This window comes from Leifsonia sp. KNZ12-8B (assembly GCF_056755495.1).
Window position 1 is genome coordinate 1 of record NZ_JBPGXM010000041.1, and the last position, 25,745, is coordinate 25,745.

The 25,745-nt window shown below is 71.6% G+C and carries 23 protein-coding genes and 1 tRNA gene; 7 read left to right on the top strand and 17 right to left on the bottom strand.

Annotation, left to right across the window (positions count from 1 at the left end):
* The 8 genes from ACR9ZG_RS08310 to polA form a co-directional block, all read right to left on the bottom strand.
* The coding region (locus ACR9ZG_RS08310; protein WP_481284355.1) for a hypothetical protein at window positions 1-621 on the bottom strand (621 nt) is incomplete at its 3' end.
* On the bottom strand, window positions 618-1,364 hold the full coding sequence (locus ACR9ZG_RS08315) for a DUF4129 domain-containing protein (protein ID WP_481284356.1): 747 nt from the start codon (window positions 1,362-1,364) through the stop codon (window positions 618-620). The genes ACR9ZG_RS08310 and ACR9ZG_RS08315, both read right to left, overlap by 4 nt.
* A gap of 42 nt (window positions 1,365-1,406) precedes the next feature.
* Window positions 1,407-3,476 (bottom strand): excinuclease ABC subunit UvrB, encoded by a 2,070-nt coding sequence (gene uvrB, locus ACR9ZG_RS08320; RefSeq protein ID WP_481284357.1) that lies wholly within the window; start codon window positions 3,474-3,476, stop codon window positions 1,407-1,409.
* Between the two features lie 78 nt (window positions 3,477-3,554).
* A complete protein-coding gene (gene coaE / locus ACR9ZG_RS08325; protein ID WP_481284358.1) occupies window positions 3,555-4,157 on the bottom strand; it encodes a dephospho-CoA kinase in 603 nt (200 codons plus the stop codon).
* 126 nt (window positions 4,158-4,283) lie between these two features.
* Entirely contained in the window at window positions 4,284-5,726 is a 1,443-nt protein-coding gene (gene rpsA, locus ACR9ZG_RS08330) for a 30S ribosomal protein S1 (protein ID WP_481284359.1), read from the bottom strand.
* A 106-nt stretch (window positions 5,727-5,832) separates the two neighbouring features.
* A complete protein-coding gene (locus tag ACR9ZG_RS08335) occupies window positions 5,833-6,816 on the bottom strand; it encodes an epimerase (RefSeq protein ID WP_481284360.1) in 984 nt (327 codons plus the stop codon).
* Between the two features lie 121 nt (window positions 6,817-6,937).
* A complete protein-coding gene (locus ACR9ZG_RS08340; protein ID WP_481284361.1) occupies window positions 6,938-8,611 on the bottom strand; it encodes a DUF885 domain-containing protein in 1,674 nt (557 codons plus the stop codon).
* 110 nt (window positions 8,612-8,721) lie between these two features.
* On the bottom strand, window positions 8,722-11,394 hold the full coding sequence (gene polA / locus ACR9ZG_RS08345; protein WP_481284362.1) for a DNA polymerase I: 2,673 nt from the start codon (window positions 11,392-11,394) through the stop codon (window positions 8,722-8,724).
* Between the two features lie 78 nt (window positions 11,395-11,472).
* On the opposite strand from polA, the gene ACR9ZG_RS08350 reads away from it, so the two are divergent.
* Window positions 11,473-11,877 (top strand): hotdog fold thioesterase, encoded by a 405-nt coding sequence (locus ACR9ZG_RS08350; RefSeq protein ID WP_481284363.1) that lies wholly within the window; start codon window positions 11,473-11,475, stop codon window positions 11,875-11,877.
* 45 nt (window positions 11,878-11,922) lie between these two features.
* On the opposite strand, the gene ACR9ZG_RS08355 is transcribed toward ACR9ZG_RS08350, so the two are convergent.
* Window positions 11,923-12,528 (bottom strand): ANTAR domain-containing response regulator, encoded by a 606-nt coding sequence (locus ACR9ZG_RS08355; RefSeq protein ID WP_301208384.1) that lies wholly within the window; start codon window positions 12,526-12,528, stop codon window positions 11,923-11,925.
* A 37-nt stretch (window positions 12,529-12,565) separates the two neighbouring features.
* Here ACR9ZG_RS08355 and ACR9ZG_RS08360 point away from each other — a divergent pair.
* A tRNA-Leu gene (locus ACR9ZG_RS08360) sits at window positions 12,566-12,648 on the top strand.
* A 7-nt stretch (window positions 12,649-12,655) separates the two neighbouring features.
* On the opposite strand, the gene ACR9ZG_RS08365 is transcribed toward ACR9ZG_RS08360, so the two are convergent.
* Together ACR9ZG_RS08365 and ACR9ZG_RS08370 are read right to left on the bottom strand one after the other, a co-directional pair.
* Window positions 12,656-13,156, bottom strand: a complete 501-nt coding sequence (locus ACR9ZG_RS08365) for an FBP domain-containing protein (protein ID WP_481284364.1) — start codon at window positions 13,154-13,156, stop codon at window positions 12,656-12,658.
* Window positions 13,157-13,220: 64 nt separating this feature from the next.
* The gene (locus tag ACR9ZG_RS08370) at window positions 13,221-14,030 is read right to left on the bottom strand and encodes an MBL fold metallo-hydrolase (protein ID WP_481284365.1); all 810 of its coding nucleotides are present in this window, start codon (window positions 14,028-14,030) and stop codon (window positions 13,221-13,223) included.
* 77 nt (window positions 14,031-14,107) lie between these two features.
* Here ACR9ZG_RS08370 and ACR9ZG_RS08375 point away from each other — a divergent pair, with 77 nt between their 5' ends.
* Window positions 14,108-15,127 carry an LLM class flavin-dependent oxidoreductase gene (locus tag ACR9ZG_RS08375; protein WP_481284366.1) on the top strand — a complete coding sequence of 340 codons (1,020 nt, stop codon included), beginning with the start codon at window positions 14,108-14,110 and terminating at the stop codon, window positions 15,125-15,127.
* Window positions 15,128-15,181: 54 nt separating this feature from the next.
* Here ACR9ZG_RS08375 and ACR9ZG_RS08380 read toward each other — a convergent pair whose 3' ends face one another.
* The gene (locus ACR9ZG_RS08380) at window positions 15,182-16,003 is read right to left on the bottom strand and encodes a hypothetical protein (protein WP_481284367.1); all 822 of its coding nucleotides are present in this window, start codon (window positions 16,001-16,003) and stop codon (window positions 15,182-15,184) included.
* Between the two features lie 266 nt (window positions 16,004-16,269).
* Here ACR9ZG_RS08380 and ACR9ZG_RS08385 point away from each other — a divergent pair, with 266 nt between their 5' ends.
* Complete coding sequence (locus tag ACR9ZG_RS08385; RefSeq protein WP_481284368.1) at window positions 16,270-17,199, top strand: hypothetical protein; 930 nt, start codon at window positions 16,270-16,272, stop codon at window positions 17,197-17,199.
* Here ACR9ZG_RS08385 and ACR9ZG_RS08390 read toward each other — a convergent pair.
* Window positions 17,196-17,696: a VOC family protein gene (locus ACR9ZG_RS08390; protein ID WP_481284369.1), complete on the bottom strand. Its 501-nt coding sequence runs from the start codon at window positions 17,694-17,696 to the stop codon at window positions 17,196-17,198. The two genes, ACR9ZG_RS08385 and ACR9ZG_RS08390, sit on opposite strands and share 4 nt — an antisense overlap.
* A 107-nt stretch (window positions 17,697-17,803) precedes the next feature.
* On the opposite strand from ACR9ZG_RS08390, the gene ACR9ZG_RS08395 reads away from it, so the two are divergent.
* Entirely contained in the window at window positions 17,804-18,580 is a 777-nt protein-coding gene (locus ACR9ZG_RS08395) for an SGNH/GDSL hydrolase family protein (protein ID WP_481284370.1), read from the top strand.
* Between the two features lie 34 nt (window positions 18,581-18,614).
* On the opposite strand, the gene ACR9ZG_RS08400 is transcribed toward ACR9ZG_RS08395, so the two are convergent.
* Window positions 18,615-21,152 (bottom strand): phosphoketolase family protein, encoded by a 2,538-nt coding sequence (locus tag ACR9ZG_RS08400; protein ID WP_481284371.1) that lies wholly within the window; start codon window positions 21,150-21,152, stop codon window positions 18,615-18,617.
* Here ACR9ZG_RS08400 and ACR9ZG_RS08405 point away from each other — a divergent pair.
* Both ACR9ZG_RS08405 and ACR9ZG_RS08410 read left to right on the top strand, forming a co-directional pair.
* A complete protein-coding gene (locus ACR9ZG_RS08405) occupies window positions 21,151-21,738 on the top strand; it encodes an N-acetyltransferase family protein (protein WP_481284372.1) in 588 nt (195 codons plus the stop codon). The two genes, ACR9ZG_RS08400 and ACR9ZG_RS08405, sit on opposite strands and share 2 nt — an antisense overlap.
* On the top strand, window positions 21,735-22,619 hold the full coding sequence (locus tag ACR9ZG_RS08410) for an EamA family transporter (protein ID WP_481284373.1): 885 nt from the start codon (window positions 21,735-21,737) through the stop codon (window positions 22,617-22,619). The genes ACR9ZG_RS08405 and ACR9ZG_RS08410 overlap by 4 nt, the downstream gene beginning before the upstream one ends.
* 84 nt (window positions 22,620-22,703) lie before the next feature.
* Here the strand turns inward: ACR9ZG_RS08410 and ACR9ZG_RS08415 are convergent, their stop codons facing one another.
* Genes ACR9ZG_RS08415 through ACR9ZG_RS08425 form a run of 3 tightly spaced genes read right to left on the bottom strand, consistent with a single transcriptional unit; the run spans window position 22,704 to window position 25,589 of the window.
* Window positions 22,704-23,609, bottom strand: a complete 906-nt coding sequence (locus ACR9ZG_RS08415; RefSeq protein ID WP_481284374.1) for an ABC transporter permease — start codon at window positions 23,607-23,609, stop codon at window positions 22,704-22,706.
* The gene (locus ACR9ZG_RS08420) at window positions 23,596-24,534 is read right to left on the bottom strand and encodes an ABC transporter ATP-binding protein (protein WP_481284375.1); all 939 of its coding nucleotides are present in this window, start codon (window positions 24,532-24,534) and stop codon (window positions 23,596-23,598) included. The genes ACR9ZG_RS08415 and ACR9ZG_RS08420 overlap by 14 nt, the downstream gene beginning before the upstream one ends.
* Window positions 24,531-25,589, bottom strand: coding sequence for a LolA family protein (locus ACR9ZG_RS08425; RefSeq protein ID WP_481284376.1), 1,059 nt, complete (start codon window positions 25,587-25,589; stop codon window positions 24,531-24,533). Before ACR9ZG_RS08425 ends, ACR9ZG_RS08420 begins: the two co-directional genes overlap by 4 nt.
* Window positions 25,590-25,745: the final 156 nt, after the last annotated feature.

A 25,745-nucleotide genomic window follows, 5' to 3' on the forward strand; every position in this document is an offset into this window, starting at 1 on the left:
GGCGTGGCCGGTGGACGTGGCGTGGCCGGTGGGCGTGGCGTGGCCGGTGCGCGTGGCGGCGGACGTGGCGTGGTCGGCGGTGCTGTGATGCAGGAGGCCGCTCACGAGGGGCTGGTGCCCGGATGCCTCGCCGTCGCGCGGCGGCGCGAGGGCCTCGAGCCGGTCAAGAACGGCCACGACCTGGGCGCGGTCGGCGCCCGGCGCTGCCCCGCGGCGCAGGATCGCCGCGACGTCCGGTCCGAGCAGCTCGGCGACGCGTGGCGCGGCGGCCGGGTCGTCGAGGTCGATGCCGCGCAGCGCGAGCGCGCGGGCGGCGATGGCGCGAAGCCGGCGCAGGCCGTCGCCGGACACCCGCCCGCCGCGGCCGCCCAGCGACCAGCCGAGCTGCACCACGTCGCGGCGCGAGCCGGGGCGGAGCGGCGGAACCTCCGTCCGCCACGTCATCGACGCGGCCTCGCCGAGCGACGAGAGGCAGGCGGCGATGGCGAGGACCGCCGCGCCCAGGCCGGCCGCGTGGGCGGCGTCCATCCCGAGGAACCAGGCGGCGGCGCCGATGCCCACACCGAGCAGCGCGCTGAGGATGAGCCGCGTGAGCAGCCTCGGCGGCAGCCGGCGGCTCATCGCCGGCCTCCGGCGCCGCTGCCGCTCCAGGACGCGCGCAGGCGCTCGACCGCGGCGCGGGCCGCGGCGACGTCGGCTGCGGTGACCGGCGTCTCGGAGAACCGCACGCGGAGGTAGAGCGCCAGGAGCGTTCCCGCCGCCTCCCGGTCGGCCGCCACCCTGGCCACGACGCGGGAGGCGAACTCCGACGGCGTCTCGGCGGGGAGCCGGCGCACGCCGGAGTCGGCGGCGCCCTCCTCGAGACCCACCCAGGCGCGTTCGATGGCGTCGCGGGGTTCTCGTGGCTCCGCCAGCGTCTCCAGGGCCCGGTCCAGGCCGCGGCGGACCAGGGCGGGTTCGGGCGCGGGCTCCCGGTCGTCGACGGCGGGATCGACCGCTCCGCCGAGGTCGAGCGGTGGCAGCGGCGCGAGCTCCGGCCGGTCGAGAGCGCGGCGCAGGCGCCGCCACAGCAGCGCGAGCACGACGATCACGGCGACGGCGATCGCCGCCCAGATCAGCCAGCCGAGGTCGATCCGCATCACCTCGACCGCGTCCTGCGGCGCAGGCGTGTCGGTGGCGCGTGCAGCGGTGGTCGGCAGCTCGCGGACGAGCGGCGCCTCGGGAAACAGCACGCGCGGCCCGCTGAACTCGGGCGCGCCCTGGAAGGCCACGGCGACGACCGCGACGGCCAGGAGGGCGCCGCACGCCACCAGGGTCCACCGGCGTCCTCCGCCCGTGGTCCCCTCCGGCCTGCCTGCACCCACCCTGCCACCGTAGCCGGTGCGGGCCGCGGCGTCGCCGGGGTGTCAGCCCAGGTGGCCGGCCTTCTCCATCTGCCGGAGGTCGCGCTTGAGGTCGCCGAGCTCGTCGCGGAGCCGCGCGGCCAGCTCGAACTTGAGTTCGCCGGCGGCGGCCAGCATCTGCTGGTTGAGGTCGGCGATGAGCGACTCGAGCTCGGCAGCGCCCTGCGCCGCGATGCCGCCGCCACCACGGAGGTTCGGCGTCGGGCTCTTGCGCTTCTGCTCGCGGCCGGCCAGCATGCGGGCCGTGTCGGCCTCCTCGCGCGCCAGCACCTCGGTGATGTCGGCGATCCGCTTGCGCAGCGGCTGGGGGTCGATCCCGTTGACGCGGTTGTACTCGATCTGCTTCTCGCGGCGACGCTCGGTCTCTTCGATGGCGTTCTTCATCGAGTCGGTCAGCACGTCGGCGTACATGTGCACCTCGCCCGAGACGTTGCGCGCGGCGCGGCCGATCGTCTGGATGAGCGACGTCGACGACCGGAGGAACCCCTCCTTGTCGGCGTCGAGGATGGCGACGAGCGAGACCTCCGGCAGGTCGAGGCCCTCACGCAGCAGGTTGATGCCGACGAGCACGTCGTACACGCCCGCCCGCAGCTCGGTGAGCAGCTCGACGCGGCGGAGGGTGTCGACGTCGGAGTGCAGATAGCGCACCTTCACCCCGGCCTCCGCCAGGAAGTCGGTCAGCTCCTCCGCCATCTTCTTGGTCAGCGTCGTGACGAGCACGCGCTCATCACGCTCCACCCGCAGCCGGATCTCTTCGAGGAGGTCGTCGATCTGCCCCTTGGTCGGCTTGACGACGATCTGCGGATCGACCAGGCCGGTCGGGCGGATGATCTGCTCGACGATGCCGTCGGCCACGCCGAGCTCGTACTGTCCCGGGGTCGCGGAGAGGTAGACGGTCTGGCCGACGCGCTCCTTGAACTCGTTCCACTTGAGCGGCCTGTTGTCGAGGGCGCTCGGAAGGCGGAAGCCGTGCTCCACGAGCGTGCGCTTGCGCGACGCGTCGCCCTCGTACATCGCCCCGATCTGCGGAACCGTCACGTGCGACTCGTCGATCACGACCAGGAAGTCGTCCGGGAAGTAGTCGAGGAGGCAGTTCGGCGCCTCGCCGGGCGCACGGCCGTCGATGTGCCGCGAGTAGTTCTCGATGCCGGAGCAGAAGCCGATCTGCTCCATCATCTCGATGTCGAACTGGGTGCGCATGCGCAGCCGCTGCGCCTCCAGCAGCTTGCCCTCGCGCTCGAGCTCCTGCAGGCGTTCGCGCAGCTCGTCCTGGATGGTGACGATGGCGCGCTGCATCGTGGCCGGGCTCGCCGCGTAGTGGGTCGCCGGGAACACCGACACGGCGTCCATCTTGGCCAGCACCTCGCCGGTCAGCGGGTGCAGGGAGTACAGCGCCTCGATCTCGTCGCCGAACATCTCGATGCGGACGGCGTGCTCCTCGTAGACCGGGATGATCTCGATCGTGTCGCCGCGCACGCGGAACTTGCCGCGCGAGAAGTCGACGTCGTTGCGCTCGTACTGCATGTTGACGAAGCGCCGGATGAGCGCGTCGCGGCCGATGCTCTGGCCGACCTGCAGGGCGACCATCGCCTCCAGGTACTCCTCGGCGGCACCCAGGCCGTAGATGCACGAGACGGTCGATACCACGACGACGTCGCGACGGCTGAGCAGGGAGTTCGTGGTGGAGTGGCGCAGCCGCTCGACCTCGGCGTTGATCGACGAGTCCTTCTCGATGAAGGTGTCGGTCTGCGGGACGTACGCCTCCGGCTGGTAGTAGTCGTAGTACGAGACGAAGTACTCGACGGCGTTGTTGGGCAGCAGCTCGCGGAACTCGTTGGCGAGCTGAGCCGCCAGGGTCTTGTTGTGCGCGAGCACGAGGGTCGGCCGCTGCACCTGCTCGATGAGCCAGGCGGTGGTCGCGGACTTGCCCGTACCGGTCGCGCCGAGCAGCACCACGTCGGTCTCGCCCGCGTTGATGCGCCCCGCCAGCTCCCGGATCGCGGTCGGCTGGTCGCCGCTCGGCTGGTACTGGCTGACGACCTCGAAGGGACGGACGGCACGGGTGGCTTGCATGCCTTCCAGTCTAGGAAGCACCACCGACACCGGAACCGGCTCTCGCTGAGAGCGGAACGTGCGCCGGCCGTGAGGTGCTCAGGGGCGCGCGCGCAGCTCCTCCCAGAGGGCATCCACCTGCTCCAGCGTGTGCCCCACCGTGCCGTCGGTGTCGATCACCACGTCGGCGACGGCGAGCCGCTCGTCGTCCGAGGCCTGCGAGCGGATGCGGCGCTCGGCCTCCGCCCGCTCCATCCCGCGCAGCTCGACCAGGCGGCGGATGCGCGTCTCGGCCGCGGCGTGGGCGACCACCACGAGCTCGAACGGATACTCGTTGGCCGACTCCACGAGGAGCGGCACGTCGTACACCACGATCGCGTCAGGATCGGCGTCTGCCGCCGCCCGGAACCGTGCCGTCGACTCGCGCAGCACGGCCGGGTGCGTGATGGCGTTGAGCGCGAGCCTGGCCTCCTCGTCGGCGAACACGATCGCACCGAGCGCCGGGCGGTCGAGGCTCCCGTCGGCCGCGATCACGCCGTCGCCGAAGCGGCGGGCGATCTCGGCGAGGGCCGGCGTTCCCGGCTCCACCACCTCGCGGGCGATGCGGTCCGCGTCGACGACGACGGCGCCGTGCTCGGCGAGGCGGGAGGCGATGGTCGATTTGCCGGAGGCGATGCCCCCCGTGAGTCCGATCAGCTGCACCCGACCAGCCTAGCGACGCCCCGGGGCCCCGAGGGTCGGGCGGCCAGGGCTGGGGCCCGCAGCGGCCCAGGAACGCCGAAGCGGCCGGCCCCCGAAGGGACCGGCCGCTCACGGATGAGGGATGCCTCAGTTGTTCGAGCTGAGCTTCTCGCGCAGCGCGGCGAGGGACTCGTCGTCGGCGAGGGTGCCGCCGGTGCCCGAGTCGCTCGAGTACGAGCTGCTGCCGCTGTCGGCCGCGGCCTCCTCGAGACCCTTCGCGACCTGGCGCTTGTGGGCCTCCCAGCGAGCCTGGGCAGCGGCGTACTGCTGCTCCCACTCGTCGCGCTGGGCCTCGAAGCCTTCCTTCCACTCGTTGGTCTCCGGGTCGAAGCCCTCGGGGTACTTGTAGTTCCCCTGCTCGTCGTACTCGGTGACCATGCCGTAGAGGGCCGGGTCGAACTCGGTGCCCTCGGGGTCGACGCCCTCGTTCGCCTGCTTGAGCGAGAGGGAGATGCGGCGACGCTCGAGGTCGATGTCGATGACCTTGACGAACACCTCGTCGCCGACCGACACGACCTGCTCGGCGAGCTCGACGTGCTTGCCGGAGAGCTCCGAGATGTGGACGAGGCCCTCGATGCCGTCCGCGACGCGGACGAACGCACCGAACGGGACCAGCTTCGTGACCTTGCCCGGCGCGACCTGACCGATCGCGTGGGTGCGGGCGAAGACCTGCCACGGGTCCTCCTGGGTCGCCTTGAGCGACAGCGAGACGCGCTCGCGGTCCAGGTCGACCTCGAGGATCTCGACGGTGACCTCCTGGCCCACCTCGACGACCTCGGAGGCGTGCTCGATGTGCTTCCAGGAGAGCTCGGACACGTGCACCAGGCCGTCCACGCCGCCCAGGTCGACGAACGCGCCGAAGTTGACGATCGAGGACACGACGCCCTTGCGGACCTGGCCCTTGTGCAGGTTGTTGAGGAACGTGGTGCGCGACTCGGACTGCGTCTGCTCGAGCAGGGCGCGGCGCGAGAGGACCACGTTGTTGCGGTTCTTGTCGAGCTCGAGGATCTTGGCCTCGATCTCCTGGCCCAGGTAGGGGGTCAGGTCGCGGACGCGGCGCAGCTCGATGAGCGACGCCGGCAGGAAGCCGCGGAGCCCGATGTCGACGATGAGGCCGCCCTTGACGACCTCGATCACGGTGCCGGTGACGACGCCGTCGGCCTCCTTGATCTTCTCGACATCGCCCCAGGCGCGCTCGTACTGGGCGCGCTTCTTGGACAGGATGAGCCGACCCTCCTTGTCCTCCTTCTGGAGAACGAGGGCCTCGACGGTGTCGCCGACCTCGACGACCTCGGTCGGGTCGACGTCGTGCTTGATGGAGAGCTCGCGAGAGGGGATCACACCCTCGGTCTTGTAACCGACGTCGAGGAGGACCTCGTCGCGGTCGATCTTGACGACAGTGCCCTCGATGAGGTCTCCGTCGTTGAAGAACTTGAGCGTCTTCTCGACCGCGGCCAGGAAGTCCTCAGCGGACCCGATGTCGTTGACGGCGACCTGCTTCAGGGCCTTGTCGGTCGTTGCGGTTGTCATGTAGTGGATGCTCCGTAATGGACAGGAATCAGGCCGGGCGCGTTCGATATGAGTGGTTTCCGCGCACGGCAGGCGGATATGGATGTCACAGAGGTGACGTTCTAGTCTAGCCAGCCGCGACCGGCCGGGGCAAGCCGCGCCGATCGAGGATGTCGCGGAGCGCGGGCACCAGCTCCGGGAAGGCGAACGTGTAGCCCGCGTCGAGAAGCCGTTCGGGCACGACCCAGCGGCTCTTCAGCACCAGTTCGGTCTCGGTGCGGATCATCGCGGAGCCGAGCTCCAGCATCCAGCGGGTGGCCGGCAGCCCGACGGGGACCCCCAGCACCCGGCGCAGCGTCGCCATCATCGTGCGGTTGTCGGTCGCCCCCGGCGCCGCGATGTTGACAGGCCCGTCGAGGTCGGGACGGCCGCGCAGGAACTCGATGGCGCCGAGCACGTCGGCGAGATGGACCCAGCTGAAGCGCTGCCGGCCGCCGCGCGCGCCGGCGACGTGGAAAGTTCCCGCACGACGCCGGGCGGCGGTGGAGAACCAGCGCCCGTCGAGCTGGGGACCGCCGAGGCCGGCTCTGGCGAGCATCCGGAGCGGTCCCAGCGCACTGCCGTCGCCCAGCACGATGGCCATCCGCAGCGCGATCCGGCGCGTGCCGGGCAGATCGCCCTCGAACAGCTCGCGCTCCCACGCGCGCGCCACGTCGACCGAGAAGCCGGTGCCGAGCTCGCCGGTGGACTCGGTCATCGGCCGGTCCTCCGCGTGCCGGTAGATCGTGGCGGTGGAGGCGTTGAACCAGACCGGCGGCGGGGCGTCGACCGCCGCGATCGCCTCCCGGAGCTCGCGCGTCGTCTCGACCCGCGACCGCAGGATCTCGGCCCGGTTGACCGGCGTGTACCGGCAGTTCACGCTCTTGCCCGCGAGGTTGATGACCGCGTCCGCCCCGGAGACCGCGCGCCGCAGCGCCTCCGGGTCGCCCCAGCGGGCGTCGGCGCCCGCGCGGCCGACCGGGCGCACGGTCGCGCCCGCGGAACGGTAGTGATCGAGCAGGTACCGCCCGACGAATCCGGACGCCCCGGCCAGGACGATGGTCTCCCCCATTGCTGTCCTCTCATCGCCTCCGCGAGAAACGGAGGAGCTTTGCCGGACACGCCGGCATGGCGCGAAAACCGGAGGAGTCCGCGGCGGTTGCACGCCGGGAACTCCTCCGTTCTTCGCCGCGTCAGCCGAGCAGCGCCGCCTTCAGCGTGTCGAGGCCGACGCCGCCGATGTCGAGCGCCTTCCGGTGGAACGCCTTGATGTCGAACGAGGCGCCCTCGCGGCGCGCGTACTCGTCGCGCAGCTGCTCCCAGATCCGCTGGCCGATCTTGTACGACGGCGCCTGCCCCGGCCAGCCGAGGTAGCGGTTCACCTCGAAGCGGACGAAGCCCTCGTTCATGTTCACGTTGTCGCCGAGGAAGCCGAACGCGTACTCGCCGGTCCAGGTGCCGGAGCCGTCGGGCAGCGGCTTCTCCAGGTGCACGCCGATGTCGAGCACGACGCGGGCCGCGCGCATCCGCTGGCCGTCGAGCATCCCGAGCCGGTCGGCCGGGTCGTCGAGGTAGCCCAGCTGCTCCATCAGTCGCTCGGCGTAGAGGGCCCAGCCCTCGGCGTGGCCGGAGGTGCCCGCGATGCGGCGCCACGAGTTGAGCTGCGCCTTGTTGTACGTCGCCTGCGCGATCTGCAGATGGTGGCCGGGGACGCCCTCGTGGTACACGGTCGTCAGCTCGCGCCACGTGTCGAACTCGGTGACGCCCTCCGGGACGCTCCACCACATCCGGCCGGGGCGGGCGAAGTCGTCGCTCGGGCCGGTGTAGTAGATGCCGCCCTCCTGGGTCGGCGCGATCATGCACTCCAGGCGGCGGATCTCGGCCGGGATGTCGAAGTGCGACTTCCCGAGCTCGGCGATCGCGCGTTCGCTGGTCTCCTGCATCCAGCGCTGGAGGGCGTCGGTGCCGTGCAGCTTGCGCGACGCGTCGCCGTCGAGGAACGCGATGGCCTCGCGGACGGAGGCGCCCGGCTTGATCTCGCGGGCGATCGACTCCTGCTCGGCGACCATCCGGGCGAGCTCCTCGATGCCCCACTCGTAGGTCTCGTCGAGGTCGACCGTGGCGCCGAGGAAGTCGCGGGACGCGAGCTGGTAGAGCTCGCGGCCGACCGCGTCCTTCTCGGGGGCGTGCTGGGCGAGCTCGTCCTGGAGGAAGGAGGCCAGCTTCGCGTACGCGGCGGCGGACTCCTGTGCGCCCTTCGCGAGCTCGGACCGCAGGCTCTCCGGGAGGGTGCCGTCACCCACCGTGGCGTTCTTCGTGAAGTCGAAGAAGAACCCGGTCTCGGCGACCTGCTTGTTCGCCTGCGTCACGACCTCCCGCACCTGGCGGATGGCCGGCACGTTGCCGGAGCCGATGCCGCTGCGCAGGGTCTCGATGTAGCCGTCCATCGCCGCGGGGAGGTTGTGCAGCCGCTTGGCGATGTTCGCCCAGTCGTCGGCGGTGGCGGTCGGCACGAGGTCGAAGATGTCGCGCAGCTCCTGCGCGGGCGACGCGATGACGTTCAGGTCGCGCTGCTGGAAGCCCGCCTCGTGCTTCTCGACGGCCAGGCGCAGCTCGCGGGCGAGGTCCATCTTGGTGATCCGGTCGATGTCGTCGACGGGCTCGGCGGCCTCGATCTTCGCCAGGGCCTGCTTGACCTTGGCGACGGCCTCCTCCGCTCCGGCCGGCGAGTAGTCGCCGTACTCGCCCTCGCGGCCCGGGCGGCCCAGGTAGACGTGGTACTCCGGGTGGAGCTCGAGCTGGGTGTCGACCCACTCCTCCGCGATCGTGTCGACCGGGGTGGGTTCGCGCTTCTCTGCGTCAGTCATGACCCCGAGCCTACCGACGGCCGCCCGCGGCCCGCGAGCACAGCAAAAAGGTCGCGCATCCGGGCGGACGGCGACCTTTTTCCTGTGCTCGCGGGCTGGCGACCGGGGCCTCAGTGGGCGGCGGCGTCCCAGTTCGCGCCGCGGCCGACCTGCACGTCGAGGGGCACGCGGAGGTCGGCGGCACCGGCCATCCGGGCGCGGACGATGGCCTCGAGCGCGTCCCACTCCCCCGAGGCGACCTCGAAGATGAGCTCGTCGTGCACCTGCAGCAGCATCCGCGACTCCAGGCCCTGGTCGATGAGGTCGCCCGCGATGCCGAGCATCGCCACCTTCATGATGTCCGCGGCGGAGCCCTGGATCGGCGCGTTGAGCGCCTGCCGCTCGGCGTTCTCGCGCAGCACGCGGTTGGTCGAGGTCAGGTCGGCGAAGGGCCGGCGGCGGCCGAAGATGGTCTCGGTGAAGCCGTCGACGCGCGCCTGTTCGACGACGTTGCGCAGGTAGTCGCGCACCGCGCCGAAGCGCTCGAAGTAGTCCGACATCAGCTGGCGCGCCTCGGAGGTCTCGATGCGCAGCTGCTTCGACAGGCCGAACGCGCTGAGGCCGTAGGCGAGACCGTACGACATGGCCTTGACCTTCGTGCGCATCGCCGGGGTCACGGCCGCCGGCTCGACGCCGAAGACGCGGGCGCCGACGAACCGGTGCAGGTCCTCCCCCGCGTTGAACGCCTCGATCAGCCCCGGATCCTCGGAGAGGTGCGCCATGATCCGCATCTCGATCTGCGAGTAGTCGGCGGTCAGCAGCGTCTCGAACTGCTCGCCGTAGCGGAACGCCGAGCGGATCTCGCGCCCCTCCTCGGTGCGGATCGGGATGTTCTGGAGGTTGGGGTCGTTCGACGAGATGCGGCCCGTGCTCGTGCCGGTCTGGTCGTAGGTCGTGTGGATGCGGCCGTCGCCGTTCACCGACCGCTCCAGCGTCTCGACGATCTGCTTGAGCTTGGTCGCGTCGCGGTGCTGCAGCAGCAGGCCGAGGAACGGGTGCGGGCTCTTCTCCTGCAGGTCGGCCAGCGAGCCGGCATCGGTCGAGTAGCCGGTCTTGGTCGCGCGGGTCTTCGGCATCCCGAGCTCCTCGAACAGCACCTGCTGGAGTTGCTTCGGCGAGCCGAGGTTGAGCTCGTGGCCGACCTCCGCGTACGCCTGCGCGGCGAAATCGTTGGCCTTGTCGGTGAGTTCACCGCGGAGGCGCGCCAGCACCTCCGTGTCGATCGCGACGCCGTCGAGCTCCATGCGCGCGAGCACGGCGACGAGCGGCAGCTCGATGTCCACCAGCACCCCGCGGGTGCCCTCGTCGAGCGCGATCAGCTGGCCCTCGGCGACGCGGCGGATGTACCAGGCCTCGGTCGCGGGGCTCACGGCGTCGTTGATCGGGACGAGCTGGTTCGGGTCGGAGACGGGCAGCGTCTCGCCGAGCACCTCGTACACCTGCTCGGCCAGCGACTGCGGGGCCGCACCTGGCTTGACCAGCCAGGAGGCGATGCGGGTGTCGAAGGCGAGGCCGTCGACGACGAAGCCCGCCCGGCTGAGCGCCTTGTACTGCGGCTTGGCGTGGAAGAAGTACTTGGGCGCGCTGCTCGCCAGCCACGCCTCCAACGCCTCATAGTCCTTGCGGCCGGCGACCCACGGCACGTACACGGTGTCGTCCCCGGTGGCGAGGCCGAAGCCCGTGATGCCGGCCGGGCCGAGCTCGACCTGGACCGCGACAGGCGCGTCTCCTGCCGACGCCTTCGACAGCCAGTTGGCGAGCTCCTCGTCGACCATCGTGCGCACGACCGGGGCGGCGACCGCACCCGCATCGCCCGCGTCGACCACGCCGGCGCCTCCGCCGGTCATGCCCTCCTCGGCCGCGGTCTTGAGCAGGCGCTCCAGCAGGGTCTTGAACTGCAGCCGGGCGAAGATGTCGCGCACGGCGTTCTCGTTGAGCGGCTTGCGCTCGAGGTCCGCCGGCCCGACCGGCAGCTCCACGTCGTCGAGGAGCTTGTTGAGCCGCCGGTTGCGGAGGGCGTTCTCCTTCTGGTCGCGCAGGTTCTGGCCCACGACACCCTTGATCTCGTCGGCGTGCGCCACGATGTTCTCGACCGTGCCGTACTGCTGCACCCACTTGACCGCGGTCTTCTCGCCGACCTTGTCGATGCCGGTCAGGTTGTCGCTGGTCTCGCCGACGAGCGCGGCGATCTCGGGATACTGGTGCGGCTCGATGCCGTAGCGCTCGCGGACCGCCGCGGGGTCGTACACCTTGAGCTCGGAGACGCCGCGGACGTTCGGGTAGAGCAGGGTGACGTCGTCGCTGACGAGCTGGATGGTGTCGCGGTCGCCCGACACGAGGAAGACCTTGAACCCGTCCTCCACGCCCCGGCGCGCCAGGGTTGCGAGGATGTCGTCGGCCTCGTAGTCCTCCTTGGCGATGGTGGTGATGTTCATCGCGTGCAGCGCCTCTTCGAGCAGCGGGACCTGCCCGGCGAACTCGGACGGCGTCTCGCCGCGGGTGCCCTTGTACTCCGGGTACTCGCGCGTGCGGAACGAGTAGCGGGAGATGTCGAACGCGACCGCGATGTGGGTCGGCTTCTGCTGCTGCAGCAGGTTGATCAGCATCGCGATGAAGCCGTGGATCGCGTTCGTGTGCTGCCCCTCGCGGTTGACGAAGCTGTCCACCGGCAGGGCGTAGAAGGCCCGGAATGCCAGCGAATGGCCGTCAATCACGAGCAGGGTAGGCTTTTCGGAGTCTGACACCGGTCCAGCCTACAAGGGGCCGCGGACACTCCGGCGGGGCCGGCGGGAGCGGCCACGCGGGCCGCGGAGAGGGCGACGATGACCGAGGACGCACTGGCCTACGTGCAGCAGAGGGGGCTCGGCCGGCTGGCCGAGAAGATGGGCATCGAGATGCTGGAGTTCAGCGTCGAGCGGTCGGTCGCCCGCATGCCGGTCGAGGGCAACACGCAGCCCGCCGACCTCCTGCACGGCGGCGCGTACGTGGTCCTCGGCGAGTCCCTCGGCTCCATGTCGGCGAACCTCTACGCGGGCGAGGGGAGGCTCGCGGTCGGCATCGAGATCAACGCCTCGCACACGCGCTCGGCGACCTCCGGCTACGTGACCGGCGTGTGCACGCCCATCCACCTCGGCCGCACGCTCACGACCCACGAGATCGCGGTCACGGACGAGCAGGGACGGCGCTGCTCCACGATCCGGATCACGAACCTGATCAAGGACCTGTAGGCGGCGCCAGGCGTCGAGCGCCCGGCGCCGAGAGCGCCCCTCGCGCTACTTCTTGGGCGCGAGCTGCTCGATGATCGCCTGCGCCACGTCGTGCATGGTGAGGCGGCGGTCCATCGACGCCTTCTGGATCCAGCGGAACGCCTCGGGCTCGGACAGGCCCATCTTCTCGTTGAGCAGGCCCTTGGCCCGGTCGACCAGCTTGCGGGTCTCGAAGCGCTGCACCATGTCGCCGACCTCGGCCTCGAGCGCGATGATCTGCGCGTGCCGGGCCAGGGCGATCTCGATGGCGGGCAGGAGGTCGTTGGGCGTGAACGGCTTGACGACGTAGGCGAGGGCGCCGGCCTCGGTGGCCCGCTCCACGAGCTCCTTCTGGCTGAAGGCGGTGAGCAGGACGACGGGCGCGATGTGGCCCTTCGAGAGCCGCTCGGCGGCGGAGATGCCGTCGAGCTGCGGCATCTTGACGTCCATGATGACGAGGTCGGGGCGCAGCTCGGTCGCCAGGGCCACGGCGGTCTCGCCGTCGCCGGCCTCTCCCACGACCTCGAATCCGTTGTCGCGCAGGATCTCGACGATGTCGAGGCGGATCAGGGACTCGTCCTCCGCCACGACGACGCGGCGGGGAGCAGTGGGGGTGGTTTCCTGGTCAGTCACGCGTAAAAGCCTACGGTATTGTTCAGGTGGTTCGTGCGCCGCTGTGGCGGAATGGCAGACGCGGAGCACTCAAAATGCTTTGTCCGAGAGGGCGTGTGGGTTCGAGTCCCACCAGCGGCACGACGACTCAGATGCGGGCGCCGACCACCGTCGCGGCGAAGCGCCTGGCGCGCTCGCCCAGGCCCGCGATCCGCTCCTCCACCACCGCGTCGGCGTCGAAACCGACGAACTGCGGCGGCGGGACGCGGCGCACGTTCTCGCTGCACTCGAACCCGCCGCAGACGAGCGTGCCGACGGTGTCGCCGTTGCGGCCGGCCTGACCGGCGCGGCGGGCGGACCAGAAGTAGACGTCACGGGGATGGTGGATGTCCTGGCACCACCCGCACATCGACGGCGCGGTGGACCGCATCGACGCCTCCGACGCGCGCAGCACGATGCCGACCGGCCCGTCATCCGTCGGAACGACCACGTAACCGCGCTGCGGAAGGCGGGGGTCGCGCCAGCCGAGGAACTCGCGTCTCGACCAGTCCACCTCGTGCATGCCGGGCGGCAGCGGCAGCTCCTCGGCTTCGCTGCGCGAGCAGTTGACGAAGGAGTCGCGCAGCTGCTGCGGGGTCAGGCTCTCCATGTCCACCTCCTCCTTCCATGCTCGCACAGGATCGGAGGAGGCCGGTCGGCGCTCCGCGCGTCGGTCAGGTCAGGTGGTCGAACGCGCCGCTCACCCAGCCGATGTACCGGTCGGCCGACCGGAGCACGGCCTCCCGCGCCTCCCCCGGGATCACGTTGCCGAGGTTGCCGTACATGCGCTCGAACGACCGGTCGCACACCAGGTCGGCGATGCGCCTGACGACCGCTGCCGAGAGCGGGATGTCGTTCGGGAAGCTGCGCTGGAAGGTCACCCAGCGCTGCGACGGACCAGGGAAGACCGTGTCGCCGCTGAGCACGACGCCGCGATCCCAGTGCACGACCGCGCTGCCGGGGAAGTGCCCGCCGATGGTCCGCAGCGTCACTCCGGGCAGCACCTCCACCTCCCCCTCCCAGGTCTGCAGGCAGGGCTCCTCCCGCTGCACCCAGGAGCGGTCGGCGGCGTTCACCAGCACCGGCGGGTCGCCGAGCATCCGCGACCACGAGGTCTGCGCGCCGAACATGTGCGGGTGGCTCGTCGCGATGACCGCGACGCCGCCGAGATCCTGCACCGCCGTCGCCGCCGCCTCGTCGACGTAGCCGGTCGGGTCCCACAGGAGGTTGCCCTCCGGTGTGCGCAGGAGCATCGCCTGCTGGCCGATGCCGAGCTTCGGCTCGCTGCGCAGCCCGTACAGGTCGGGCTCCAGCTCGTTGATCACGACGCGCTCGCCCTCGCGCTGCAGCCGCTGGAGGCTCGTCCACTCCTGGCCGGACGGCGGGACGTACTGCCGCTCGTCCTCGCAGATCGGGCACGAGGCGGGAGGGTGCTCCCCCGCCGGATACTCCACCGCGCACGCGGTGCACAGCCAGTCCGCCATGCCGCCGACTCTAGCGGCCGGGCCGCCGCCGATGACAGCATCGGAATACCGTCGGCGGCGAGGGGATTGATACGGACGTGAAACGCATCGGCTTCCTCTCCTTCGGCCACTACCAGGCCGTCCCCGGCTCGACGTCCCGCACGGCGGGCGACGCCCTGCTGCAGGCGATCGACCTCGCGGTCGCCGCCGAGGAGGTCGGAGCCGACGGCGCCTTCTACCGGGTGCACCACTTCGCGCCGCAGCTGGCGACGCCGTGGCCGCTGCTCGCCGCCGTCGGGGCACGCACCAGCCGGATCGAGATCGGCACCGGCGTGATCGACATGCGGTACGAGAACCCCCTCGCCGCAGCCGAGCTCGCCGCCTCGGCCGACCTGATCAGCGGGGAGCGCCTCCAGCTCGGCATCAGCCGCGGATCACCCGAGACCGCGCTGCGCGGCTACGAGAGCTTCGGCTACGTGCCGGGAGACGGCGAGACCGACGCCGACATGGCCCGCCGCCACACCGCGATCTTCCGGGCCGCCATCGCCGGCGACGCGATGGCGAACGCGAACCCGCAGATGACGGGCACGACCGGCGGGCTGTCCGTCCAGCCGCTGTCACCCACCCTCCCCGACCGCATCTGGTGGGGAGCCGGCACCCGGGCGACGGCCGAATGGACGGCAGAGCAGGGCATGAACCTCATGTCGTCGACACTGCTCACCGAGGACACCGGCGTCTCCTTCGACCGCCTGCAGGCCGAGCAGATCGAGCGCTTCCACGCGACCTGGGCCGAGCTGGGGTGGGAGCGCACCCCGCGGGTCAGCGTCAGCCGCAGCATCATCCCGATCGTCGACGACGAGTCCCGCCGCTACTTCGGCGCCCGGGCACAGGTGGAAGGCCGCGACCAGGTCGGCCACCTCGACGGCGGCCTCGCCCGCTTCGGCCGCTCCTTCATCGGCGAGCCCGAGAAGCTCGTCGCCGAACTCGCTGAGGACGAGGCGCTCGCGCTGGCCGACACCGTGCTCGTGACGGTCCCCAACCAGCTCGGCGTCGACTTCAACGCCCGGCTGCTGGAGGCCGTGGTCGCCATCGGCGCGGAGCTGGGCTGGCGGGACTGAGGGCGGGAGGTCTGAGGGGCGCCGATCGTTCAGTCGCTGAGGTGGTCGGTGTCGTCAGCCGCCACCAGTGCAGCACGAGGGAAGTATCGCTTGTTCTGCACGAACGCCGACCCGCGTCCGGATCTTCGGTGAGCGATTCTGCTTGTTCGTGTAGAACCCCATGTACGACACCGGCGCGAAGGACCGGTCGCTGGGGCACACGTATGCGGAGACGCGCTCGTACATGTCGATCGCGCTGGTGGCCACGACGATGACGACATCGCGTGCCGGAGAGACGGGTCGTTCGCCGGCGATCCTCGAGACGCTCTCCACACTCTCCAGCCATTCCCGCGCGTCCGGATCGATCCACTCGACGAGGGAGAGGAGCTTCTTGAGTTCGATTCCGGGATTGAAGTCCAGCAGCGAATCCTGATGTGCGCACCTGTTCCTCAGCGTCCGCATATCGGTCACGGCCTTGTGGACGGCCTCACGGGTCCCGGGCGATCCGGGGAACACGTGCCGAAGGTGCTGGCGCCAGAGTTCCTCGTTCGCCGGACGCTGCTCCAGCAGATTCGTCCAGAAACCGAGAGTCAGCTCCGAAACGATCGCGTCCGGCGACGCCACGCGTGTCGTCGCATCCGCGCGCCGCTCGGCCGCCTTCACGACGCTCGACAGGTCCTGCTGCCAGGGATAGGCCAGCGGGTGGACGGCGGAAAGGCGTGCCATCATCGCGTTCCGGAGCAGCACTTCGGTGTGGTGGAAGCACTCGAAGAGCGCAGAGGCGACCCGAGCGTTCCATTCGTAGAGCGACCAGGCGAGATCCGCATCCTGGTCGCACGCCGCCAGGAACGGTGCGAACCGAGCCGGGGACACCCAATCGATTTTGCGCGTGACCAATCGTGTTATCCTCTCGGTGATCCGCCTCTGTCATCGTAGGTGACAAGCGGTGTGAGGGTCCGTCGTTGCCTATGCTCCCCGGAGTACGCATGTCGGGCCCTCCGCTCGTTTCCGGGGGCTCGCCCAGAGGCTCGACGCAGGGCCGAAACACCTCGTACCCCGAACAGGAGGGTTCGCCCTTCCGCGGAACACGGGCGACAATTGCAGTGCTGCACACCCGAAGCGCAGTGCGTTGACGCGTCGTCGTTCCGATCGAAGGGTGTGCCGTGCCTGCTTCCTCCCTCCGCACCTGGCTTCCGGCCGCCATCGCGGTCGCCGTCGGGGCCTCGGTGCTGACCGCAGCCCCCGCATCGGCGCACACGCTCACCGAGGGCAGCTCCTCCTCCGCCGTCACGGGTATGTGGGCGTGGGGCAACCCGATCGACCCGGCGACGGATGCGCGCGGGCTGGGGCAGCCGCAGTTCGAGCCGGCGGCGCTCGCCGCGTTCGCTCAGGCGCACCGGCTCAGCACGGTCTACCTGTCGGTGCCGTGGGCCGCCGACCAGGGCGCGTTCGCCACCTGGCTCCCGGAGGCCGTCGACGCCCTCCACGGCGCCGGGGTGACGACCGTCGCCGCGCTCGGCGGGGACCCCGGCTGGGCGGACCAGCCCGAGCTCGCCGCGACCTGGACGCGGGCCGCACTGGCGACCGCACCCTTCGACGCCGTGCAGTTCGACGTGGAGCCGTGGGTCGGCGCGCAGGAGAGCGAGCTCCCCGCCGTCGCCGCCAAGCTCGCGACGATGTACGACACCGCGGCCGCTGCCGCCGGCGGGGTGCCGATCGGCGCCGACCTGCCCTGGTGGCTCGCCGCCAAGCCCGGAGTCCGCGGCGCCAGCCTGTTCGACGGGCTGCTGACGCACCTCGACTCCGTCGCCATCGTGGCCTTCGTCGACCACGCCGGCGGCGACGACGGCATCCTCGCCCTCGCCACCCCCGCGGCCACCGCGGCGTCCGACGCCGGAGTGCCGTTCAGCATCGGCGTGGAGACCGACTCGCCGGAGGTCACGGGCGGCCCCGCCGCGACGTTCGGCGACGACACGGCCGGCGCGCTGGAGGCGCAGACAGCCCTCGTCCGCTCATCGCTGTCCGGCCTGCCCGGATACCGCGGCGTGACGGTCGAGCACCTGCTGAGCTGGCAGGCGCTGATCGCGCGCTAGGCCGGCTGCTCCGCCTCGGCGGCCGCCAGCAGGCCGGCGATCTCGAGCTTGCCCATCCTCAGCATCGCCTCGTTGACCCGGCGTGCCCGTTCGCGGTCGGGTCCGGCCTGCAGCTCCAGCAGGATGCGCGGCACGATCTGCCAGTTGAGGCCCCAGCGGTCGGCGAGCCAGCCGCACTGGCTCGGCGCTCCCCCGTCGGCGGTGAGCGCCTCCCAGAGCCGGTCGACCTCCTCCTGGTCCTCGCACAGCACCATGAGCGAGGTCGCCCATGTGAACGGCTGCCCAGGACCGCCGTCGAAGCCTTGGTACTCGACGCCGCCGAGGGTGAACCGGACGACCGCCGAGCCGCCCTCCGCCCCCGGGATCTCCTCGCCGAAGCGCGCGACGTCGACGATGCGGGAGTCCGGCAGCAGCGAGACGTAGTAGCGCGCCGCCTCCTCAGCCCCCGACTCGTACCACAGGAACGTGGTGACCTTCTGCGTCAGCGGTTCCGCCATGACTGCCCCCTCGGGATCGGTGGATGCGCAGCACGCGGCGCACACCCGGTGCGCACGACCGCGCGCACGATGGCGCCATGCTAGCGGCGGGCGGGTAGCGTTGGCATGTGTTCAGCAGCTACATCGCGATCGGGGACAGCTTCACCGAGGGCGTCGGGGACGAGCTCCCCGACGGCAGGACCCGCGGCTGGGCCGACTTCGTGGCCCTGGGTTTCGCGCTCGCCTCGCCGGAGCCCTTCCGCTACGCGAACCTCGCGATCCGCGGCCGCAAGCTCGGCCCGATCATCGCCGAGCAGATCGAGCCGGCGCTGGCCCAGCACCCGGACCTCGTGAGCCTCAACGGCGGAGGCAACGACATCCTCCGCCCGCGCGTCTCCATCGAACAGGTCGCGCAGACGCTGGTCGACGCGGCCGACCGGATCGCCGCCTCCGGCAGCCACATGCTGCTGCTGAGCGGCGCCAATCCCAGCGCGCACGTGCCGCTCGGCAGCCTCGTCCGCACGCGCGGCGACCGGCTCGCGCACGCGGTGCACCGCATGCTGCCGCGCGAGAACGTCACGTTCGTCGACAACTGGTCCGACGAGCGGCTCGGCGACATCCGCTACTGGTCGGCCGACCGCCTCCACCTGAACCCGCTGGGCCACGCGCGGGTCGCGAGCAACGTGCTGACCGCGTTCGGCGTCCCCGTGCCCGAGGAGTGGGGCGTGGAGGAGGTCGCCTCGACCCCGCCCGGCGAGCGCACCCGCCGCACGGCCGAGTACTACCGCACCTACGTGCTGCCCTGGATCGGCCGCCGGCTCACCGGACGGTCGTCCGGCGACGGCCGGACCGCGAAGATCGCCACGCTGACCGTCGTCGACCCCACCACGCAGACGCCGCTGTAGCGGGCGCCCCGCGGCCGGTCGCCGGTCGCGGCCCTCAGTCGTTGTCCCCGCCCGTCGTGTCGAAGCGGGTCGTCCGCGTGCCGCCTCCCCAGCGCCACTCCGCCACGACCGGGATGTCCTCGCCGTGCTCGCGCGTGTACTGGCGCGCGGCCAGCCGGGCGTCCTGGAGCTCCTGGCGGAGCGCCGCGTGGCGCGACGCCAGTCCCGGCACCCGGTCGATCACGTCGATCGCCAGGTGGTAGCGGTCGAGGTCGTTGAGCATGACCATGTCGAACGGCGTGGTCGTCGTGCCCTCCTCCTTGTAGCCGCGCACGTGGAGATTGCCGTGGCCCGACCGGCGGTAGGTGAGCCGGTGGATGAGCCACGGATACCCGTGGTAGGCGAAGATCACCGGCTTGTCCGTGGTGAACAGAGCGTCGTACTCACGGTCGCTCAGACCGTGCGGGTGCTCGCCCTCGCTCTGCAGCCGCATCAGGTCCACGACGTTGACGACCCGCACCTTCAGGTCGGGCAGGCGCTCACGCAGGATGGACGCCGCCGCCAGCACCTCCAGGGTCGGGATGTCGCCCGCGCAGGCGAGCACGACGTCCGGCTCCTCGCCCGCGACCTCGGTGCCGGCCCAGTCGAAGATGCCGATGCCGCGCGTGCAGTGCGCGATCGCCTCCTCCATGGTCAGCCAGTTCGGCGCGGGCTGCTTGCCGGCGACGACGACGTTCACGTAGTCGGTGGTACGCAGGCAGTGGTCGTAGGTCGAAAGCAGCGTGTTCGCGTCGAACGGCAGGTAGACGCGCACGACGTCCGCCTTCTTGTTGACGACGTGGTCGATGAAGCCGGGGTCCTGGTGCGAGGCGCCGTTGTGGTCCTGCCGCCAGACGTGCGAGCTGAGCAGGTAGTTGAGGGAGGCGACCGGCCGCCGCCAGGCGATGGCGCGCGAGCTCTTCAGCCACTTCGCGTGCTGGTTGAACATCGAGTCGACGATGTGGATGAACGCCTCGTACGACGTGAGCACCCCGTGCCGGCCGGTCAGCAGGTAGCCCTCCAGCCAGCCCTGGCACTGGTGCTCGCTCAGCACCTCCATCACCCGGCCGGTCGGGGCGAGGTGGTTGTCGCTGTCGATCGGGAGGTACTCGGCGTCCCACTGCTTGGCGGTGACCTCGTATACGGCCTGCAGCCGGTTGGACGCCGTCTCGTCGGGTGCGAACAGCCGGAAGTCGCGCGGGTTCGCGGCCATCACATCCCGCAGCCACTCCCCCAGCACGCGCGTCGCCTCGGCGACCGTCTCGCCCGGCGCCGGGACGTCGACGGCGTAGTCGCGGAAGTCGGGGAGGCGCAGATCCTTCCGCAGCAGCCCGCCGTTGGCGACGGGGTTGGCGCTCATCCGGCGGTCCCCCTCCGGCGCGAGCGCGGTCACCAGCGGGACGGGGGCGCCCGACTCGTCGAAGAGTTCCTCCGGCCGGTACGAGAGCAGCCAGTTCTCCAGCAGCCGCGTGTGCGCCTCCGTGTCGCGGGCGTCGGCGAGCGGCACCTGGTGCGAGCGCCAGTTGTTCTCGGCGGGGTGACCGTCGATCTCGGCCGGGCAGGTCCAGCCCTTGGGGGTGCGGAGGATGAGCATCGGCCACGCCGGACGGCCGGTCAGCTCACCGGCCGCGGCCGCGGTCTTGATCTCGGCGATCCGGTCGAGGATGCGGTCGAGCGTCGCCGCCATCCGCTCGTGCACGGCGCGCGGGTCCTCGCCGTCGAAGCCGCCGGAGACCACGGACGGCTCGTAGCCGTAGCCGCGCATCAGCGCGAGCAGCTCCTCCTCGGGGATGCGCGCCAGCACGGTCGGGTTCGCGATCTTGTACCCGTTCAGGTGCAGGATCGGCAGCACGACCCCGTCGCTGACCGGGTCGAGGAACTTGTTCGAGTGCCACGCGGTCGCCAGCGGACCGGTCTCGGCCTCGCCGTCGCCGACGACCGCGGCCACGAGCAGGTCAGGGTTGTCGAAGGCCGCGCCATACGCGTGCGAGAGGGAGTACCCGAGCTCGCCTCCCTCGTGGATCGATCCCGGCGTCTCCGGGGCGGCGTGGCTCGGGATGCCGCCGGGGAACGAGAACTGCCGGAACAGCCTTCGCAGCCCGTCGTCGCTGCGGTCGATGGTGCTGTAGACCTCGCTGTAGGTGCCGTCGAGGTACGCGCTCGCCACGACGCCGGGGCCGCCGTGGCCCGGGCCCGCGATGAAGATGGTGTCGAGGTCGCGCTCCCGGATCACCCGGTTCAGGTGCGCGTAGATGAAGTTGAGCCCCGGCGTGGTGCCCCAGTGGCCCAGCAGCCGCGGCTTGATGTGCTCCTTCGCGAGCGGCTCGCGCAGCAGCGGGTTGTCGAGCAGGTAGATCTGCCCGACCGACAGGTAGTTGGCGGCGCGCCACCAGGCGTCCAGGCGGTCCAGGGTCTCGGCGTCGATGGTTTCGGTCACGGTGCTCCCCTCCTGGCCGCATCCTACGCGGGCGCCCTCACGGCAGGGAGGCGCGGAGGTGAACGGTCGCCGTGACGGACGGTCGCTGTCGGCTGCCTCCGGTAACGTCGTCGCCATGACGGACAGCGAGGTGGTCATCCGCTCGGTCGGGCCCGACGCCTGGGAGGCGCTCGAGACGGTGTTCGGCGAGCGGGGCGACCCGGCCGGATGCTGGTGCCAGTGGTTCAAGCAGCCGCGCAAGGAGTGGGACGCGACCGGCCGTGACGAGAAGCACGAGCTCTTCCACGACCAGGTGCAGGAGGGGTCGCCCGGGGTGATCGCGTTCGTCGACGGCGAGCCTGCCGGCTGGTCGGCCGTCGAGCCGTTCTCCGCCTACCCGGGGCTCTCGCGCTCGCCGATCACCCGGCGGCAGGCCGACGACCCCGCCGACCCGTGGGCGGTGACGTGCTTCGTCGTGCGGCTCGACTACCGGCGTCGCGGCGTCGCCCGCGCGCTCCTGGCCGGCGCCGTCGACCACGCCCGCGAACGCGGTGCCGAGGTCGTGGAGGGGTATCCCGTCGACCCGGAGGTCCGCCCCTCCCTCAGCAGCGCCGAGCGGTACCACGGCACCGTCGGGCTGTTCCGCGACGGCGGGTTCGAGGTCGTGCGGCGTCCCTCCGCGACCAGGGCGATCATGCGGCTGCGGCTAAGCTCGACCGAGTGAGTTCTCGTCGCGACCGTCTCGTCGGAGCCGGCACCCAGGTCGCGACGGAAGTCAGCATCAACTTCGGATCGGCGCTAGCCGGCCTGCTCATCCCGGTTGTCGGCGCCGTCGTCGTCGTGGCCGCGCGGCAGATCGTGACGGCCGTCGCGGTGCTGCCGTTCTACCGGCCGCGACGGGCCGAGCTGACCTGGCGAAGGCTGTGGCCGGCGCTCGCGCTCGGCGTCGTGCTGGCGGCGATGAACCTCAGCTTCTACGAGGCCGTCGGCCGGCTCGGGCTCGGCATCGCCGCGACCATCGAGTTCCTCGGCCCGTTCGCCCTCGCGCTGCTGGGCTCGCGGCGGCTGCTCGACGCAGGCTGCGCCGTCGCGGCGGCGGCCGGCGTCGTACTGCTGACGGCGACGGGGGGCGCCATCGACCCGCTCGGGGTGGTGCTCGCGCTGGTGGCGGCGGCCTCCTGGGCCGGGTACATCGTGCTCACCCGCCGGGTCGCGCTGCGCCTTCCCGGACTGGAGGGGCTCAGCGTCGCGAGCGTCGTGGCCACGGCGCTCACCCTCCCGATCGCGCTCGTGGTCGTCGACTACTCGCGGCTGGACTGGCGCGTGATCGGGCTGCTGCTCGCCCTCGGCGTGCTGTCGTCGGCCGTGCCGTACAGCCTCGACACGTTCATCCTGCGCCGGATCACCCCACGCCTGTACGCGGTGATCACGAGCTTCGGGCCGGTCGTCGCGACCGTGTTCGGCGTGCTGGTGCTGGGCGAGAGCTTCACCCTCGTGCAGCTCGCGGGCATCGTCGTCGTGTGTCTGGCCGCCGGCATCACGATCGCCACGCAGCGCGAACAGCCCCGCACACCCCTGGAAGCGACGGCCGAGACCATCCCCTGACCCCGGCCGACGGCTCCTCCACCATCGAGTTGTCGCGACATGCCGTGCGACGGTCGCCTCAGGCGGCGTGTCGTGACAAGTCGATCAGGAGAGGATGTCCTTCGTCGTGAACCGGCCGACGGCCAGCGCCCCGAAAACGGCGATGTAGCCGAGCTGCAGGAGCGCGTTGGCGCCGAACGAGTCCCAGGCGACCGGGTCGCGCAGCAGGTCGCCGAAGCCGAGCCAGTAGTGGCTGAACAGCCACGGGTGCAGCACCGACAGCTGCGGCAGCTGGTCGAGCACCTGCGACACGATCGCGAGCACGGCGGTCGCGGCCATCGCGCCGACCGGCACGTCGGTCAGCGTGGAGATGAACAGCCCGATCGCGCACAGCCCCGCCAGCGACACCACGATGTACGCGGCGATGAGCAGGATGCGCAGCAGCGCCTCCCCCTGGCTGACGGTCGCGCCGGACAGCAGCGTCACCGGCCCGATGGGGAACAGCGCCGCCCCGATGGCCGCGCCGGCGACGCCGACGGTGAGCGCGGCCGCGGCCGTGAAGACGAGGGCGCCCGCGTACTTGACGGCGAGCAGCCGGAGCCGCCCGGCCGGAGCGATGACGAGGTAGCGCAGCGTGCCGTGGCTCGCCTCCCCCGCGATCGTGTCGCCCGCGACGACGCCGATCGTCAGCGGGAGGAACAGCGGGACGCACACCACGAGCGCGGTGAACGCGACGAACAGGCCGTTCGCGGTGATGTCGCTGAGGAACGCCGGTCCGCGGCTGCTCCCGCCCGTCAGCCGCACGGCGACGGCGATGAGGATGGGGATGGCGGCGAGAGCCGCGAGCATCGCCCAGGTGCGCCAGCGCCGGAACAGCACCGCGAGCTCCGACCCGAGCAGCGCCCAGCCCGCCGACGGCCTCTCCCGCCGGGCGGCGACCGCGCCCGGGAGCGCGGCAGCGTCCGGAACGGCCGCGGCCGCGGCGCCCTGCACGCCCTCACTGCTCGACATCGAAGCCCTCCCCCGTCAGCTCGACGAACCGCTCCTCCAGGCTCGACGACCGCACCGCCAGGCCGCGCAGCCGCACACCGCCGCCGACGAGGTCCGCCGCCACCTCCTCCACCGGGGGCGCCCCGACCGTGAGCGCCGCATCCACCCCGTCGTCGCGGAGCTCGGGCGCCAGGCCGCGGGAGGCGAGCACAGAGGCGGCGAGGCGCACGTCCGGCGTCTCGATCGCGAGCCGGGGCCCGGAGGCGGCGCGCAGCTCGTCCAGCGAGCCCTGCGCCACCAGCCGCCCGGCCCGCATGATCGCCGCGTGCGTGCAGACCTGCTCGATCTCGGCCAGGAGGTGGCTGGACACGAACACGGTCGTCCCGCCGTCGGCGAGGGACCGGACCAGGTGCCGCACCTCGCGGGTGCCCTGCGGGTCGAGCCCGTTCGTCGGCTCGTCGAGCACCAGGAGGTCGCGGTCGGTCAGCAGGGCGCCCGCGATGCCGAGCCGCTGCTTCATGCCGAGCGAGTAGGCGCGCACGTGCTTGCCTGCCGCGTGCGAGAGCCCGACGCGCTCGAGGGCGGCCGCCACCCGCGCCGTACGCGTCGCCCCGGGCGCGTACCGGTCGGCCGTGTCCCGCCGAACCAGGTTCGCCGTGCCCGAGAGGTACGGCGCGAACGCCGGACCCTCCACGAGGGCGCCCACCCGCGGCAGCACGCCGGCCGCGCGATCGGGCATGCGCTCCCCGAGCACCTCGATCCCACCGGCCGACGGCGACACCAGCCCCAGCAGCATCCGGATCGTCGTCGTCTTGCCCGACCCGTTGGGGCCGAGGAAGCCGAACACCGACCCGCGCGGCACGAGCAGGTCGAGCCCGTCGACGACCGCGCGCCCACGGAAGCGCTTGGTGAGGCCGCTCGTCGCGATGGCGGCGGCGTCGCTCACTTCGTCGCGGACTGCTGGGCGGCGGCTTGGAGGGCCGAGACGGGAACCGCGCCAGCGAACACCCGTCCGTCGTCGGTCACGAGCGCCGAGACGAGCGAGCTGCTCAGCACCCTCCCGCCGTCGACCGGCTGGGTGAGCTGCGCGAACAGCGGGTCGCTCGTCGCGTCCACCGGGAACGATCCGGCCGGCAGTTCGACGACGCTCGCCCAGCCCGTTCCGGTGACCGTCGGCTTCGGGTGCGGCACCTCGCCGTCCGCGGGACGGCCGTGCAGGGACTGCTCGCTGACCGTCGCGCCCGCGGGCGGCGTGAACGAGAAGACCTTCTGCGCCGGACGCTGGTCGCTGAAGGAGGTGAACCCCGCTTCGAAGGCCGGGTCGGAGGCTTCGCGCGCGGTCACCTGCACCCGCAGCGGGATGCCGGTCTGCCCGTCCACCGCGATGGATACGCGGCCGACGAGCGTAGCGTCGGTCCGCGGCGTCAGCACGAGGTCGTAGGCGTCGCGCCCGGCGACGGTCGTCGGCGAGCCGAGGGTCACCTCGGTCGACGGGTCGGCCGCCGCGAGGAAGCGCTGCGCCAGCTCGGAGGGGGTGGTCGCGGTGGCGTCGGGCGCCGGGGCCTGCTCGCCGCGCTCGGGAACCGTCGCGTGCACGACTTTCTTGCCGGTGGACTCGTAGAGCCACAGGTCGGACCCGTCGCGGATGGCGTCGCGCTCGGCGAGACGATCGAGGACCTGCACGCGCAGGCGCGTCGGGCCGTCCGCCCAGACCTTGGCCGTGTGGTCGGCCGTCGCGAGTTCCAGGATGCTGGCGGCGTCGTCGTCCGAGACGCCCGGCTTGCCGGCGGTGGGCAGCTCGGGAAGACCGAGCTCCGAGCTCTGCTGGAGCGTGCCGGAGAAGGCACGGGCGTCGCTCGCGGCGACGAGCTCGAGCACCTCCTGCGGGGAGCGGGCGGGCAGGTCGGCCGCGCCGGCGGCGAGGGGCGCCACGATCGCACCGGCGGCGATCGCCACGGGGACGGCCACGGCCGGCAGCCAACGGACCCAGGGGTGCTTCATGCCCTGAGGATACCTCCGGTTCCGGCGCGGCGACCCTGCGAACTCCGCGGGAAAGCCGGAGTTCATCCCCGCGGCCGACCCGGGTCATCCCTCCGACGGAGTGCGAAGGGCGGGACGACGAAGGGCCCCCCCCCGGGCGGGGCCCGGGCGAACCGG